The organism is Terriglobia bacterium, assembly GCA_020072565.1.
GTDB lineage: Bacteria > Acidobacteriota > UBA6911 > UBA6911 > UBA6911 > JAFNAG01.
Genome location: JAIQGI010000037.1, coordinates 26,932 through 42,736 on the forward strand (window position 1 = coordinate 26,932; position 15,805 = coordinate 42,736).

Sequence of the window (15,805 nt, forward strand, 5' to 3'; positions counted from 1 at the left end):
GTCGATGACCCACTCTCGTGCCCAAAATTTGCCTGTCCATTACACATCTTCATCGAAAACCCCTCAGTGATCGAAAAAATCCTGCAGGTCTTCGAGCGCTATAAAAAGAAAGCCGACGAAATCGAAGCTCATCTGGAACTCTATGGTACCCTTCTGCAGAGGTTCGCCAAATGGTACCAGCCTAGAATCGACTACATCCTCCACGGAGATGCAGAACTGACGTCCAGGCTACCTCCACCCGCAGAGCTGAAAGAGGACAGTGCGGCCGCCCGGAGCGTGGACCGTGCCCAGGAGATTCTCCTGCGCGGCGACACCAATGAGTGGAAGAATGCCACCGCCGACGGAATGATCGATCCGACAACCGCGGCGATGAAGCAATTCGACGTGCTGCAAGCCGATGCACTCACTCTGTCGCTGCCCTTCGGTAAATTTGTCCTGAGAACGAAGAGCGCCGCAATGGATATGAGCAACATATTCACTTGCATCCAGTACCTGCGCTATATGGAGGAGTTTGTTGCCTACAGCCGAATTACGGCTGCCGGGGCGAGTTATAGAGATTTGGCAGGCATTGCCTTCACGGTCAACGGGTCAAAGATGACCGGCGCCGACGGCCTGACCCGACTAAAGGTCGACCTGCTGATTGACCCTGCGCCCGTTGAATTCAAGACCGTCAACGGCCTGCACGCGGCCAGGCTGCGCATCACCGTTTTCTACGCGGATGCGAAGGCAAGCTACCTCGGGCAGGACTGGAAGACGCTGGACCTGCAACTGCAGGAGGATAGCTATCAGCGGTTTCTGCAATCAGGGATCCCGTTTTCCACCGTCATTCCACTCAAAGCGGCGGGTCAGATTCTCAAAGTGGTGGTCTACGACACGGGGAGTGACCGCGTGGGCAGTAAGCTGGTCAAGATGCAATAGCCAGATCGTGCATAAACATCCTCCCGCGGACTTGGAATTTCATGCGACGGGCCGATCAAACCACTCAAGGGCTTGATAACGAAGAAAGCAGCCAATGCCCCCGATTGCCTCCATGCCGGCGCTGTGTTCCACGATTTCGATCGGGCGGCCGTTCCTCTCCGTCAGGCGAACGATCTCTTCTCTCGTATCGAGCGCTTGGAAGGTCTGATTTTTGCATGCGTCACATTCACGAGGCATTCCTGGTGCGATCACCATTTCCTTGCAGGATGAACACAACCACGCCGGATCGGGAGCATATGTATTCGACAGCACCAGCATGCTGGCCCGATCTTCCATCAGGGCCTTTAGACAGCTGCTCGTTCCCACTGCCACAAGACCACAGCCGTTCGTCTCCGCATGAAGCCGATCCGCCACCGCCAGGCATTCGCGATTTTCAAACTCGAGAAAAGGCGGAAGTGTCGCCGCTACATAGTAGTTATCCTTCAATGCCACCAGATGGTAAATGTGCGGCATGGAGCTCACCGTCAGGGAATTCGGCAGAGGCGCTCCAAATTGCAGCGCCAGGAAGAATGGCCGATTTCCGCAGCGGCAGAAGACGGCCGCTCCCTTGGACTCGGGACGGATCCCAGTGCCGAGAAACACCTCAATGAGGCCAATGGCCTCCCAAAATGCCGGCCGCCTCGGCCGTTCGATCCCGCCCTTCAACGAGCGAATTCGCTCGTTGAATTGCTCGCGATATCTTGTCTCGAGATTGAGATAACAATTCACTATGGATTCGTCTGCTTCCTCGAGGTTCGCGAGCGTATGGATGTGGTGCTGCAGGTTCTTGAATTCCAAGTTTTCCTCCCCGATCAAGACGGCGGCGCGGTCTTTCCATTCCTCAAGGCCACCCGCCGCCTTCTTCCTTAAAAGATACCAGGTCAGCGCTTATGAGAAAATTAGAAAGTTTGTAGTTGACAGTTAGATTTATTCAAACTATGGTGAAATCATGGAATGGCTGAACTACCACCATCTGCAGTATTTCTGGGTTACGGCGCGTACCGGCAGCATCGCCAAGGCGTCCAGGGAATTGCTCTTGTCTCCGCCCACGATCAGCACCCAGATCAGCAGCCTCGAAAGCAACATGGGGGAAAAGTTGTTTGAGCGTTCCGGGCGCAGGTTGGTTCTCACGGATATGGGCAAATTGGTGTTTCGCTATGCCGATGAGATTTTTTCGTTGGGCCGGGAACTCACAGATACCCTCAAAGGACGACCCACGGGACACCCTCTCAAGTTAGTGGTCGGTCTGGCCGATGTGTTGCCTAAAGGTGTCGCTTACAAGCTGATCGAACCAGCCATGCGCCTTGGGCGCCCCGTTCGTATCATATGCCGTGAAGATCCGCCCGACCGCCTGCTGGCCCTGCTTGCTCTCCAGGAACTGGACCTGGTTTTGACGGACGCTCCCATCGCCCTGGGCATCAGGGTCAAGGCTTATAGTCATCTGCTCTGTGAGTCCGGCCTGACCTTTTTGGCCTCCCGCAAACTAGCCCGGGCCTATGGCCGTGATTTTCCGCGTTCGCTGGACGGGGCGCCCTTCCTCCTTCCCACCGACAATACGGCCATCCGGCAGGAGCTGAATCGCTGGTTTGAAGCCCACGGGGTACATCCGCAAATCATCGGGGAATTTGAAGACGATGCCCTGCTAGCCGAATTTGGCAGAGCAGGACTGGGCATTGTCCCGTCGCTCTCCATTCTCGACCAGTTCAAGCGCCCGCTGGGTCTGCACCGGATCGGCAGCACGGATGAGGCGCTCGGCCGAATTTACGCCATTTCGATCGAAAGGAAACTTAAACATCCCGCCGTGGTGGCAATCTGCGAGAAAGCGCGCGACACTTCGCACGGCCCGCGGCTGAACAACCCGCTATGAACCGGTTGCCTCCGCATCCGGAGCGTTTATTAGTTTCCGGAATCTCGCTCGCTGTTCCGCGGACCCAAGGACCGCCAGGATGTCGCCCTGCTGGAAAATTCTGCCGGGATCAGGATTTGGGAACGTTTCTTCACCATGAAGCACGGTCACGATCGATGCGCCCGTTTGCCTGCGGATTTCGGCCTGAGTGGCGCTTTTCCCAATCAGGGGGCAGTCTCCGGCAAGAGGAATCCACTCGATCTCCATGGATTGGGTGGCGCGCTGGAGACGCCGCAGGAGGGATGCGTCGGTTTGCGGCTTGTAGAGCGGCTCATAAAGTTCCTTGCGCACGCCGTCGGTAAAGCGTTGGATTTCGAGAGCCGGCATGTCCAGATGCAACAACGCCTGGCGCACGATTTCCAAACCCGCCTCGGATTCAGGTTGGACCAGATCCTGAACCCCCAGGGCACGCAGCTGCTCCAATTGACTCACCTGGGCGGAGCGAGCGACGATCGGCAGGCGCGGATTGAGTTGACGGGCTCTCTTGACTATCAGTTCCGCGTCAAAAACGGCAGGAACGGTCACCAACAGCAGGCGCGCCCGCGATGCGCCGGCGGCCTCCAGCACAACGGGGCTCCCCCCGTCCCCGTAAATCACTGGCAGACCGGCGGAGCGAGCCTTCCATACGGCGTTCTGATCGATTTCGATGACAACGAATGGAAAGCCGAGCCGCGAAAGCACTCCCGCCGTGAAACTCCCGACACGACCATACCCACAGATGATGATGTGCTCCCCCAGCCCCTGCTCCGGCATGTTGGACACATCGGGCTGCTGAATCCGGCGCCAACGCTGATACCATCCCATCATCAAAGGGACAAGACGCAGAAAAAATGGCGTCAGCATCATCGTGATTACAGCCGTCGCCAGAACAAGGGAAAAGGTCCCGGGCCGGATGGCCTGAGTGCGCAGGCCCACACTGCCCAGAAGAAATGCGAATTCTCCGATTTGAAAGGTCCCGAATCCGACGTACAGGGCTGTGGCGAACGGATATCGGAAAAGACGTGCCAATCCCGCAAAAATGAGGGCCTTCCCCACTATTACAGGCCCCAGCATGATCAGTACGGTGGATGCGTTTCGGTATAGAAATGGAAGATCCAGCAGCATGCCGACAGAAACGAAGAAGAGCATGCCGAACACATCCCGAAGCGGAATGATGTCGCTCAGCGCCTGATGACTGTATTCCGATTCGCTCAGCACCATGCCGGCAACGAAGGCGCCAAAAGCGAACGAGAGTCCGACGAGGTAGGAAGCATAACCAATTCCCAATCCGAGCGCCATGATCGACATGATGAACAGCTCGCGGGAATTCCAGGCGGCGATGCGTTTCAGGAGCGCAGGAATAATGCGCGTGCCTCCGAAAATCATCGCGATGAGAAATAGTGTGGCTCGGACGACGGCCAATGATAATACGCTGATCCCTCGGTCGAGTTGCTGCAGCTCCGGCAGGATGATGATCATAGGCACGATGGCCAGATCTTGAATGATCAGCATGCCGATCATGATGCGGCCTGACAGTCCGTCAAGCGCTCCCTGGGCTCCGAGCGTTTTCAGGACCACAACCGTACTCGAAACGGAAATGAGAGCGCCCAACCATAGCGATTCGTAGGGCGCCCAACCAAGCCAGCGGCCAATGCCATAACCCAGTGCTATGGACAGCAGGAGTTGAATCGGCGTTCCCAGGAGGGCGATTCTTCGAACCGGCTGGAGCTTTTTCAGAGAAAACTCAATGCCGAGCGCAAAAAGCAGGAGAGCCACGCCGATTTCTGCCAGCAGCTCGATATTGTGGATCTCTGTGACGGTATAGCCGCCCGTGTATGGGCCGACGGCTATTCCGGCAACGATATACCCGAGGATCAGCGGCAGGCGGAGGCGCTGGGCAATGAACCCGCCCAAAAGTGCGGCAACGACGATGATCGCGATATCAGCGGCAATTCCCATTTTGTTGCCTGCCGTGCGGATCGGTTATGAAATCTCGAAAATCCGGCCACTCCCGGCAACTGCATGCATCCCCACGCCGCTAATTTTGCTTCAATTCTAGCGGCAAACTCAATAACAGGCACCCGGAAATGGATGACGGAGCATCCAAATCCTCCCGGCGCATATATTCGGAACATCTTAGCCGATTCACCCGTAGTACCGTCGAACCGGAGGCATCAACTTTCCTCGCGCCGTTGAGAATCTACTGGGTCGAAGGTTCAAAGATCGCCATAGCAGTCAGCATTCCGGCTGAATTCGTGCCCAATCGGCAGCATCCTGGACCCACCGGGAATGGCGAATTATTGGCTGATTATAAGGGAGGGAGAGATGAACAGGCATCCTTCAGCGAAAATGCTGGTGAGCTTTCTTCTCGTGGGAATCATAGGCCAGGCCCTCGGAGCCGGGACCATGGGCCGGCAGCCGGCGCCCGGGATAAAGATCTGGCGGGAATTCGTATCGCTCCTGAAGAGCGGGAAATTCACGCCCGATCGGATCAGGCCCATGCCGGAAATGGCCGGCAAGGCCGATGTCCTGATGGGCTTTCTTGATCAGATGAAGCAGCAGGCGCATTGGCAAGAATGGGACAGGAAGCCGGAGATCCTGAAGAACGGGGCACTGACCAATTTCATCGTTCCCTTGACGTTCGGCAAAAGCGAGCGGACCTCCTACTGCTTCATGTTCGTTGAGGAGGGTGGGCAATGGTACTTCCAACATCTGGAGGCGATCTTCATCCGCCTGGATAAAACGCCCCCACCCCCGACCTCCAAGTTTCCGGACACGAACGAGGCCCAGAAGGCTTGGGACCGTGAGGAAGACTATTGGTCAAAAATCATTCAGTGGCGGGGCATCCTGGCCAAGGAGAAGGGAAAAGACTTCTTCCTCGGACTGCTCAAGGACGGCGGCGGGTACTTCGTCTGGGCCAAGAGCCGGGTGCCGTTCGTACCGACGCATAAGGCCTTCATTCTCTTTCTGTGCTGGGAGCAGGCCAATTTGCGCGGCCCCAACCTGTACGGAGAGGGAGTCCGGCTGGAAAAGCTGACCGACGAGGAGGCCGTGGTCCGGCTTTCGCCCACCTATTTCATACTGTACCAGAGTGCGGCTCACCTCAAGGGGCAGATCTCCTTTGAAGACTACAAAGAAATCTTCGAGACGATCTGGCAGGACCGCGCTCTGGCGGCCGGATGGAACCTCAAAATCGATTATCAGGACACCAAGGGATATACGGAGTGCGTCTTCCGCTTCAGCCGGAAGCCGGACAAGATGGGATCAGACTGACAAAACCAGCGGGGACCAAAATCACAGCTATGTCTGCTCCGGCTATCTCTTGCCAATCAACTCGATCCAGGTGATGCCGGTCTTGAGCGGTACGACATAGGCATCGCGCTCGGATTTGAACGCAGTGGCCGGACGATAAGTTCCGACACCGTTCACCTTGGCAGGCTGCTCCACGCGCAGGCGCGCCGCGGGTGTGAAGGTCGTGGCGGGGACAAAACCCACGCGCACGACACCTGTTTTGGGATTCACTTCCAGGCTCGCGAACTTGCCGGCATCGAGCGTCAGCCATAAGCCAACCGGAGCCACGTAAACGCGCATCCTGAAAGAATCGAGCGGTGTGACCTTGACGGTACCGCCTTCCACTTTGACATTGCCGCCGAACGCCTGCCACCCGAAGTCCGGATCGTTGACGATGTAGGTGGCGGTGTTGAACGCGTAGCCGAAAAAGTTCGGGCCGTAGTCGCCCGAATACGGATCAAACTTGAGGGTGTCGGGGAAGGAGTGGAACGCGGCCGATGCGAAACCTTCCTGGTCGATGTTTGTAGTCGCACCCATCGTGCCGCCGTAACCGACGCGCAGGAGGTAGAGGTCGTCGGGATGGGCGCGATACTCGCTCAGCACCGGGATCGCGTTGATGCCCGAACCGTAGTGGTGCAGCTGGCGCTCGATCCTGCTGATCTTGCCGCCGTACAGAAAATCCCAGTAGCGGCGGGCACAGCCGTTATAGCCCCAGTGCGGCAGCGTCGGCATGTATCCGAGGATGGCGTTGAGCGTCACTTCAGACCTGGCGGTGTCACCGAAGTATCTCGTCCAGGCGTAGACCTCCTCCTGTCCGGTGGAGTCCCATGCCATCTCGCTGCCGAATGGATACGCCTGGCTCCGCCAACGATCGGCGCGGCTTTTCATCCTGGCCTCGAGGGCTGCGGCCTGCTCGGCCATGCCTTCGCGCTTGAGGTCGAGCAGAATCTGAACGAAGATGTCCCCTTCCATCTGGCCGAACCGGGTGTAGTAAGCGGCATAGTTCATCATCGCCACCGCCGTCTGATAGGCATTATTCAGATACCATTGCCAGGGATGGTTGGTGACCAGACCTTCATGGTTGCGTGCGAGGCGGTACATCACCCAGTGCAGAGCGGCGACGTGGGGATAATTGAAGGAACGATCGACCTTCTCGGCATCCACCTTTTTCCAGCTCGTCCAACTGCCCCAGTTGAGCTCGCTCCTGTAATAATCGGGCGGCATCTCATCGGGCTGATAATAGAAGAGGCTCTTGCGCACGCCGAATTGCCGCGGCCCATCCTTATACTGCAGGCCGCCCCAGAGGACGTTGTCGATGAATTGCTGATATTTGTCGATTTCCTCCTTGTCGGGCTGGCCGAACTCCTTCATCACGGCGGTCAGCCACGATCCCGAACCACCCTCGTCGCCCAATCCGGCGATCCAGACGCGGCTATCCTGCAGGACAATCTTGTCCTCCTGGCGGTCATAGCTCATGACGGAAGGGCTGCGTTTGAAGGGATCCTTGGGGTCGACGTACCACTGCCTGGTGGTCAGGAATCGGCCCAGGTCGCTGACGGCGTCGGCCTGCGGCTTGGTCACGAAGCAGTGGATCGCCTGCACGAGGCCATCGTCATAGGTGACGACCACGCGGGCGCGGCCCCAGGTCTTGCCTTGCAAGGCGTAGGACTTCCAACCACCGGTCGTGGACTTGGCGGTGGCGATCGTTACCGCCCCCTTGGGTTCGACTTCCATGGATTTGACACCCTTGGGGTATTTGAGGAAGAGCTGTCCGCTTGCATTCATCGGCAGGACATAGCCCGGGATGCCGACCGCGACAGGACGTCCCTCGGCGGCGAGCGTTTTCTCGATGTTCCGGATCTCGTCGGATACAAGGAATTTGACGCCGTAATTCTTCACCGCGCCGGGAGCCAGCGTCAGCGAACTGGGAGGATTCCAGGGCTGGGCTTGCTTCCACTCGTTTTCAGCGTAGGCCCGGCTGTGAACCATCCAGTCAAAGAAGCCTTCAAAAGTCTGGCCGCGGGGCGTGGGATCGCTGAAGATCGGCCCGGAGCCGCCAGACCCGCGCCGGTTCAGGATCGGGTTATACGCCTCGAAGGGGGTTTTGCCCTCGGGCACCACGATGAGCGCCGGCCCATGGCCGCTGAGGCGCGTCACCTGCAGGTAGCCGGCGTCCTCGCCGATGTAGGGGTCGGAGAACGAGCAGATGGTGTGAGCCTCGTCGAGCGAGCGGTTGGTGATCACATTGTTGAAAATCATCGGGATGCCGAACGCGCCGACCTGAACGGGCTCCGCTGCCTTGTTCTTCAACTCGAAGCGCAAGGCAAGCCTGGCTTCATCCAGCACCCAGGTGCGCGTAATCTGCAGCGGGCAATCGGAGGGGAGCGTCGGCGTGAGATCGGCGGCCGCCAGGATCTGCCCCGACTCAGGCAGCGCGGTGACCGGTTTGCGGGCGATGGCCGTCGAATAGTTCTTCCACTCTCCCGTATTTCCCGTGCGCACGCGCAAGTTGAGATCGCCCAGGTGATAGTAGCCGTTCTGCGAGCGCTCGACGAGCAGGTCGGCCGGCGTGAAATCGAATCCGTCGCCGCCTTTGGGCTTGAGACCGGCCATCGTCTGCGACGACCGCACCAGGCTCAGGCTGAAATCGGGAGTGTTGAGCTCGATCAGACCCTGTTCCAGCATAGGCCCTGGAGTTGCCTGAGCCGCGCCCTTCTTTGCCTGAGCCGCCGCCTCATTCCTCCGCCCCGGCATGGCGCAGAGCAAGAGCAAAAAGGCGAGCACTGTGATTGCTGATCGATATGCGCCGTTTCTCATACTTGCGCTCCATTTTCTACTGTTGGCCAAGCATCGACAAAAGCAAAAGCTTAACGCGGAGGACGGAGAGCCGCGGAGAGCACAGAGAGTTCAGGATCGAGGCTATCAATGCTCTGCGTCCTCTGCGTTGGGCTTTTGCGTTTCTTATTTCACCCGGATTTCGAAGATCGTGGCGCTTGCAGGCGCCACCGTAAGTGTGTCCTCGATTTCGCTGAGAGCTTTTTCAGTGAACCTGACGATGGGCTCCTTGCCCGGGTCATTATAGTCCATGTCGTCCGGGGAGGTCAGAACCCAGGACTTTGCCTGCCGAGCCAGCTGCGCACCTTCGACCTTGAATCCGAGCCGGCAAGTCTCGTAGGTCGGATTTATGACGGAAATCGTGAGCGCCTTTTTATCCTTCGTCCAGGCGACGGCAACATCGAGCGGTTCGGGTGCCCCTGTAACCGCCACGGGGATGGAGCCGAAGTGGCGGCGGTACATCACGAGAGCCTCGCCGGTAGAGTCAAGCACCGCGGCCGTCTTGCTCGTCTTGATGGCGCCGATGACGTTGACGGTCTGGGCGTAGCAGGCCAGTGCTATGACGTCGGTGTCCCGGCTGTATTCGTTGATGCCCGCCGCGATGCCGAGCGCGTCGCGCATGAAATAGCGTGTGCCGAGTTCACCGAAAACGTGTGGGCCGTACCAGTAATTCCACTCGTCCAGCGAGACCCGGATATTCTTGCCCTGCATTTGCGGAATTGTCTTGAGGTATTCGCGGTGGGCGTCGGCAATGGCGCGGATGGAGTCGCCGATCTGGCGCACATGGGTCATCAGGCCGCCCCCGTGCCAATCCTGCTTGTAGAAGTGTTTGCTGTTCAGGTTGATATAGGCGGCACAGTTGGAAAGCAGCTGGCGATCCCAATCGCTGTTGGGCCGGGTCGCCTCGCCGGATGCGACCAGCTTGATGGACTTGTCGATGTCGAGCAGCGCCTGGGAGAAAGCATTGTGCCGCTTCACGAATTCCTCAATCGGCACGTTGCCCAATTGCCAGTTGCCGGACATCTCATTGCCTACCGCCCAGTAGGTGCATCGGAACGGCTCGGGATGGCCGTTCGCGGCGCGCAGCTTGCCCATCGGCGTGTCGGGGCTGCCGTTGACGTACTGCACTTCCTGGACCGCCAGGTCGACGCTGCCCAGGCCGGCGTTGAGGGCGATGAACGGCTGCGTGTTCAGCTCCTCGAGAAAGGCAAAGTACTCGTGCATGCCGAAGTCGTTGTGTTCGATACCTGTCCAGGCAGGGTTCTTGCGCGGCGGACGCTTGTCGCGGTCGCCGATGCCGTCTTTCCAGTTGTAGCCGCTGACGAAGTTACCGCCCGGCCAGCGGTAGATGGGCGAATCAAGCTGCCTGAGCATCGCCAGTGTGTCTCTGCGCATCCCCTTGATGTTGTCGTCGGGCATCAGCGAGGACGTGCCGATCAGGAACTTGCCTTTGCCTCTGCCGACGATCTCGAGAACCGCGTCGTCGGTCGAGCCGCCGGCTTTGAACTTGAGGGGGTATTTTCTAAACGCTCCCGTGATCTTGTCGACCTTAACCGTCTGGCGTTCGCCGGCGCCGCCGCCCCAGCCGAAGCTCACCTCGATGGGCACAGCCGAAGTGTCGCCCGCCAAAATGACGTACCCCACATAGCCTTTCCCGGCGACTACGCCCAGGCCGGACTGCGTGATGCCCTTGGCTGTTCCGTCGTCGCCCAGGTCCACCTGGGGCGTGTGCTCGCCGACAAAGGCGTTTTCCTTCACCATCGTGACGGAGCTCGCGGGACCGACGGCCTTCCAGGGCGAAGGAACGAAGGTCTTGTCGCGGCGTGTTTCGCCTACGGCGGAGTAAAACTTGCGGTCCTCGAGCATCTCGGCCCAGATGCCGCCATAGATGCTGCGCCCCAGGTGTTCTATGAACTGGCCGTAGATGAGGTCAGGCATCGGTTCGCGCGTCTTCGCGGCATCAATCGTTATTGCCGGCTTGAGCTCGCGCGCCGAAAGCAGCTCCAGCTGCAGGTCGTCGAACCAGGCTTTGCCCGGGGGTACGGCGGCCTCAGCGCCCCGACTGCCCCGAGCGCCCCCTCGACCCAGTGTGGCGGCGACGATCACGCTGTCCTGACCTTCGGTATCGAAGGCGATTTCCACTCTGGTCCAATCCCGAGTGCCGTTGATCCTCTGCGCAGGCGAGGTCACAGTGACGCCGCGCAGCTCATACATGGCACCGCGGTCGCTTGCGGCCGGTATATCCTGGGTCCTGATCCAGCCGGTCAACCTGTATTTTGCGTAGGGTTTGAGGAGTGTCTTGTTTATCCATGAAACGCCGTTTGCCGAGATCACCAGGCTGCGCGTACCGGCATGGGCAACATCGGACGCGACCTGCGCGCCGGGGGTCGTGTTCGTGCGTGGGGCAGGGTCGATGGTCCAGTGCGCGGGCTGATTGTTCGCATCCAGCATTTCGACCGACGGATTGACGATTTCACCGATGGGCTGCTTGGGTCCGATGGCGCCGGCGCCCGAAGCCAGACTAGCGATCACAAGCGCAACCGTCATCATGAATCGCCTGAGAATCATTTCTTTTCCCCCTCAAAGTATGGATTCCGGAAAATGCGATCATCGTCGTCGGTATAAGTGTGAAATCGTGTACTTAGGTAGCACACCGCTCCTGATACTTTCAATTCAAATTGGATTGCTGATCTTTCAAGACGCCCTGGAAACCGGGAAAGAGGCGCAACCCCGGAACTTTCCCGTGACGGGCGAAATCCGCAGAATAGACTAAACTCGCAAGTCGGTCCGGGTCGATACGGCAGTTGAGCGGCAGTAACCGACAGACGTGGATATCTCCAGCCGCAAAAGGAGTATGCCGGATATGCGATCTATAATGGGTATGATCGGGCTTCTGGCAGTACTGGTCGTAGGCTACTTCATCTACTCCGCGCAAGTCCAGCGAGGAGCGAGTGACAAGCCGGTCGCCGAGCTGATCGATCTGGTTGCTGTCAGGAGTGACCTGCTGAGCCTCGGGAGATCGGAGAAGCTTTACCTGGCAACCAACGGCAGCTACGCCAGCCTGGACCAACTCAGGCAATCAGGTAACACCAATCCATTTCCAGAGGGCAGCCGGCGCGGCTATGTTTACGAAGCTGAAGTAGACGGGGCCGCGCATTTTCGCATCACTGCGAAACCCATGGATTCCTCCAGAACGGATCTGCCGACCCTCTCCATCGATGAAACCATGCGCATAACCCGGTAACGCGCTTTCCGCCTCCCCACTTTGCCACCGCACCGGGCTTCACCACGGTCGAGCACTGTTTGACGAAGATGAGCGCTAGGTCCCAGGATCGCATCGCGCTAGAATAGGCTCATTCTTTTGATGCGCCTGTCGATTCATCGCCGAATTATGATGAATTGGAGCGCAAGGCATTGGCAAGACCCTGATTGAACGGAATTCATTTTGAAAGGACTCAGGCCATGGGAGGCAGCGATCTCAAAGTGCATGCTCCCTGCAATCGTCTCGTAGGGGAGATGCCGAAGATAGGAATTCGACCCACCATCGATGGACGTTTGGGCGGGGTGCGCGAGTCACTGGAAAATCAGACCCTGGCGATGGCAAACGAAGCCGCGAGATTTCTATCCTCAAACCTCCGGCATGCGAATGGAATGACCGTGGAATGCGTGGTTGCAGACACCTGCATCGGCGGTGTGGCAGAGGCCGCTCGTGCCGCAGAAAAGTTCCGGCGCGAGGGTGTCGGTGTTTCACTCACAGTGACGCCGTGCTGGTGCTATGGATCGGAGACCATGGACATGGACCCACTCATCCCAAAGGCGGTGTGGGGCTTTAACGGCACCGAGCGGCCCGGCGCCGTCTACCTGGCGGCGGTGTCGGCGGCGCATAACCAAAAGGGGTTGCCGGTCTTCAATATCTATGGACGCGACGTCCAGGATCAGGACGACACCGACATACCCGCGGATGTGCAGCAGAAACTGCTGCAATTCTCCCGAACCGGCCTGTCTGTAGCCACGATGCGCGGCAAGTCCTATCTGTCCATGGGCGGCGTGTCGATGGGGATCGCCGGTTCGATCATCGATCAGGCGTTTTTCGAGAGTTATCTGGGGATGCGCGTCGAGGTTGTCGATATGGTCGAATTTGTCCGCCGCATCGAGGAAAGGATCTTTGATCCGAAGGAGTTTGAGCAGGCCCTGACATGGACCCGGCGCAACTGCAAAGAGGGTGCGGATACCAATGCAGCAGGAGTCCGGCGCAGCCGGAAGCAGAAGGACCTGGACTGGGAAGCCTGCGTCAAAATGGCTCTCATTGCGCGCGACCTGATGGTCGGCAATCCGCGGCTGGCGGAAATGGGATTTGGTGAAGAGGCGCTCGGCCACAATGCGATTGCTGCGGGCTTCCAGGGGCAAAGGCAATGGACGGATCACTTTCCCAACGGTGACTTTCTCGAGGCTGTCCTTTGCTCGTCGTTCGATTGGAACGGGATCCGTGAGCCTTACATTGTTGCCACGGAAAACGACGGCCTCAACGGGGCGACGATGCTGTTGGGCCACCTGATGAGTGGTTCGGCGCAGGTTTTTGCAGATGTGAGGACATACTGGAGTCCTGCTGCGGTGCGAAGAGTGACGGGCCACAAACTGGCAGGCAAAGCCGCGGGCGGGATGCTGCACTTCATCAACTCGGGGCCTGCGGCGTTGGATGGCACCGGACGGCAGGAAATCAACGGCAAAGCGGCAATGAAACCTTACTGGGATATAAATTCCCGGGAAGCCGAGGCCTGCCTGAAAGCCACAACCTGGTATCCGTCGATTGTGGAGTATTTCCGCGGCGGCGGATACTCCTCCTGTTATTCGACCTGCGGCGACATGCCTGTGACCGCCGCGCGCATCAATGTAGTGAGAGGGCTGGGACCCGTTCTCCAGATCGCCGAGGGATGGACGGTGGAATTGCCCGGCAAAGTCCATCAAATTCTCGACCGGCGGACGAACCAGACATGGCCCACAACCTGGTTTGTGCCGATTCTGACCGGCAGCGGGCCCTTCCGGGATGTCTTTTCGGTGATGAACTGTTGGGGCGCCAATCACTGCGCGTATGCTTTTGGGCATATCGGAAGCAACCTGTTAACCCTGGCGGCCATGCTGAGGATGCCCGTGTACATGCACAATGTGCCGGAGGAGCAGATCTTCCGGCCGAGCGCCTGGACCGCGTTCGGAGCGCATGACCCCCAGGGTGCGGATTTCCGTGCCTGTGCCAATTTCGGGCCGTTGTATGGGAAATACTAGGCGAGAAATCAGATCAAAGCAGAGGGTAGCTGCCCGCTCACGCTGAAACTATGACCCTAGAGCGCTACGTGGCCTGTGATCTTGGTGCCGAAAGCGGGCGTGTTTTGCTCGGCTCTCTGGAACATGACCATCTTCACCTGGAGGAGATTCATCGCTTTCCGAATGGTGCTGTCGCCGTCAACAACTCCCTTCGCTGGGATGTGCTGCGCATCTTTGATGAGTTGAAGGACGGGCTCCGCAAAGTGGCGGGTCGCGGCGTCGCCGTCTCGGGCATCAGCTCCGACTCCTGGGGCGTTGACTACGTCTTGCTGCGCGGAAACGAGCCGATGCTGACGGCTCCTTATCACTACCGGGACACGCGCACCGAAGGCGCATTGCAGCGCGCATTCCTGGTTGTTCCTGCCGAGCGGATCTTCGCGGAGACCGGTATTCAATTCATGCCGATCAACACGCTCTATCAACTGCACGCCGACCTGCAGCAGAGGGCCGGACTCCTTGGCTCTGCGGACAGGTTTCTCAATATCGGGGATTATTTCAATTTCTTGTTTTCCGGTGTCGGCAAGTCTGAAGAATCCTTGGCCAGCACCACGCAATTGTATAACCCCTTTGTGCATGGGTGGTCGGCCTGGCTGATTGAGAAGTTCGGTTTTCCGCCGACGATTTTTCCCGAGACCGTTGCCTCCGGCACGCGGTTGGGCCCGCTGCTGCCTGCAATCGCCGCCGAGACCGGACTGCAGGGAGTTCAAGTGGTAGCCGGCTGTTCCCACGATACTGCGGCGGCAGTGGCCGCTGTGCCGGCCGAGGGGGAAGGCTGGGCGTATCTCAGCTCAGGAACGTGGTCGTTGCTCGGCATAGAGGCTTCCTGTCCGGTTGTCAACATGCGCAGCCGGCAATTTAACTTCACCAACGAAGTCGGCTATGGCGGAAGCATCCGTTTCCTTAAGAATATCGTCGGTCTCTGGATCGTGCAGGAATGCCGCCGCGCGTGGGCACGGCAGGGTCAGGAATTCAGCTACGAGGAACTGGCAGCATTTGCGCGAGAGGCAAAACCGCTCGTGTCGTTCGTCAATCCCCAGGAAGAGAGGTTCGGCAAGCCCGGGGGGATGCCGGACAGGATTGCCGAGTACTGTCGTGTAACCGGCCAGCCTGTCCCTGCCAATCCGGGGGCCGTGATACGCTGCGCGCTGGAAAGTCTGGCACTGTGCTACCGGCAAACGTTGGACCAGCTCGAAAGCATAACCGGGAACAGGCCGAACAGGCTCCACATCGTCGGCGGTGGCAGCAAAAATGACCTGCTCAACCGGTTTACTGCGGATGCCACGGGGATCCCCGTTCTGGCCGGACCGGCTGAATGTACGGGGATCGGCAACGTCCTGGTGCAGGCCATCGCCCTGGGCAGATTGCCATCGCTGGAGATTGCGCGGCAGATCGTGCGCGAGTCGTTTCACCCGGCGCGCTATGAGCCGGAAAACACCGCACTTTGGAAAGAAGCCTACAACAGATTCCGTCAGTTGTGAGCGGGAGTCGCATCCGCAATCGTCAAAATCCCGGCAGAAA

The 15,805-nt window shown here is 58.7% G+C and carries 10 protein-coding genes; 6 read left to right on the top strand and 4 right to left on the bottom strand.

Features of this window, described 5'->3' with window-relative positions; all coding sequences use genetic code 11:
• Positions 1-66: 66 nt before the first annotated feature.
• Positions 67-918, top strand: coding sequence for a hypothetical protein (locus tag LAP85_20400; GenBank protein ID MBZ5498766.1), 852 nt, complete (start codon positions 67-69; stop codon positions 916-918).
• 39 nt (positions 919-957) lie between these two features.
• On the opposite strand, the gene LAP85_20405 is transcribed toward LAP85_20400, so the two are convergent.
• A complete protein-coding gene (locus tag LAP85_20405) occupies positions 958-1,755 on the bottom strand; it encodes a hypothetical protein (GenBank protein ID MBZ5498767.1) in 798 nt (265 codons plus the stop codon).
• 151 nt (positions 1,756-1,906) lie between these two features.
• Between LAP85_20405 and LAP85_20410 the strand changes: the two genes are divergently transcribed.
• Positions 1,907-2,824, top strand: a complete 918-nt coding sequence (locus LAP85_20410; GenBank protein ID MBZ5498768.1) for a LysR family transcriptional regulator — start codon at positions 1,907-1,909, stop codon at positions 2,822-2,824.
• On the opposite strand, the gene LAP85_20415 is transcribed toward LAP85_20410, so the two are convergent.
• Positions 2,819-4,801 (bottom strand): cation:proton antiporter, encoded by a 1,983-nt coding sequence (locus tag LAP85_20415; GenBank protein MBZ5498769.1) that lies wholly within the window; start codon positions 4,799-4,801, stop codon positions 2,819-2,821. The two genes, LAP85_20410 and LAP85_20415, sit on opposite strands and share 6 nt — an antisense overlap.
• A 366-nt stretch (positions 4,802-5,167) precedes the next feature.
• Here LAP85_20415 and LAP85_20420 point away from each other — a divergent pair, with 366 nt between their 5' ends.
• Positions 5,168-6,115 (top strand): hypothetical protein, encoded by a 948-nt coding sequence (locus tag LAP85_20420; protein ID MBZ5498770.1) that lies wholly within the window; start codon positions 5,168-5,170, stop codon positions 6,113-6,115.
• A 42-nt stretch (positions 6,116-6,157) separates the two neighbouring features.
• On the opposite strand, the gene LAP85_20425 is transcribed toward LAP85_20420, so the two are convergent.
• Positions 6,158-8,950: a hypothetical protein gene (locus LAP85_20425; protein MBZ5498771.1), complete on the bottom strand. Its 2,793-nt coding sequence runs from the start codon at positions 8,948-8,950 to the stop codon at positions 6,158-6,160.
• A gap of 144 nt (positions 8,951-9,094) precedes the next feature.
• Positions 9,095-11,536 (bottom strand): alpha-L-arabinofuranosidase, encoded by a 2,442-nt coding sequence (locus tag LAP85_20430; protein ID MBZ5498772.1) that lies wholly within the window; start codon positions 11,534-11,536, stop codon positions 9,095-9,097.
• A 295-nt stretch (positions 11,537-11,831) separates the two neighbouring features.
• On the opposite strand from LAP85_20430, the gene LAP85_20435 reads away from it, so the two are divergent.
• The 3 genes from LAP85_20435 (at position 11,832) to LAP85_20445 (ending at position 15,765) form a co-directional block, all read left to right on the top strand.
• A complete protein-coding gene (locus LAP85_20435) occupies positions 11,832-12,212 on the top strand; it encodes a hypothetical protein (GenBank protein ID MBZ5498773.1) in 381 nt (126 codons plus the stop codon).
• Positions 12,213-12,430: 218 nt separating this feature from the next.
• Positions 12,431-14,248: an L-fucose isomerase gene (locus tag LAP85_20440; protein MBZ5498774.1), complete on the top strand. Its 1,818-nt coding sequence runs from the start codon at positions 12,431-12,433 to the stop codon at positions 14,246-14,248.
• 50 nt (positions 14,249-14,298) lie between these two features.
• Complete coding sequence (locus tag LAP85_20445) at positions 14,299-15,765, top strand: rhamnulokinase (protein ID MBZ5498775.1); 1,467 nt, start codon at positions 14,299-14,301, stop codon at positions 15,763-15,765.
• The last annotated feature ends 40 nt before the right edge of the window (positions 15,766-15,805 follow it).

Excerpts from the sequence above, each read along its gene's own strand:
- LAP85_20410 (MBZ5498768.1), top strand. The coding sequence starts at position 1,907 with ATGGAATGGCTGAACTACCACCATCTGCAGTATTTCTGGGTTACGGCG.
- LAP85_20415 (MBZ5498769.1), bottom strand. The coding sequence starts at position 4,801 with ATGGGAATTGCCGCTGATATCGCGATCATCGTCGTTGCCGCACTTTTG.
- LAP85_20420 (MBZ5498770.1), top strand. The coding sequence starts at position 5,168 with ATGAACAGGCATCCTTCAGCGAAAATGCTGGTGAGCTTTCTTCTCGTG.
- LAP85_20425 (MBZ5498771.1), bottom strand. The coding sequence starts at position 8,950 with ATGAGAAACGGCGCATATCGATCAGCAATCACAGTGCTCGCCTTTTTG.
- LAP85_20430 (MBZ5498772.1), bottom strand. The coding sequence starts at position 11,536 with ATGATTCTCAGGCGATTCATGATGACGGTTGCGCTTGTGATCGCTAGT.
- LAP85_20435 (MBZ5498773.1), top strand. The coding sequence starts at position 11,832 with ATGCGATCTATAATGGGTATGATCGGGCTTCTGGCAGTACTGGTCGTA.
- LAP85_20440 (MBZ5498774.1), top strand. The coding sequence starts at position 12,431 with ATGGGAGGCAGCGATCTCAAAGTGCATGCTCCCTGCAATCGTCTCGTA.
- LAP85_20445 (MBZ5498775.1), top strand. The coding sequence starts at position 14,299 with ATGACCCTAGAGCGCTACGTGGCCTGTGATCTTGGTGCCGAAAGCGGG.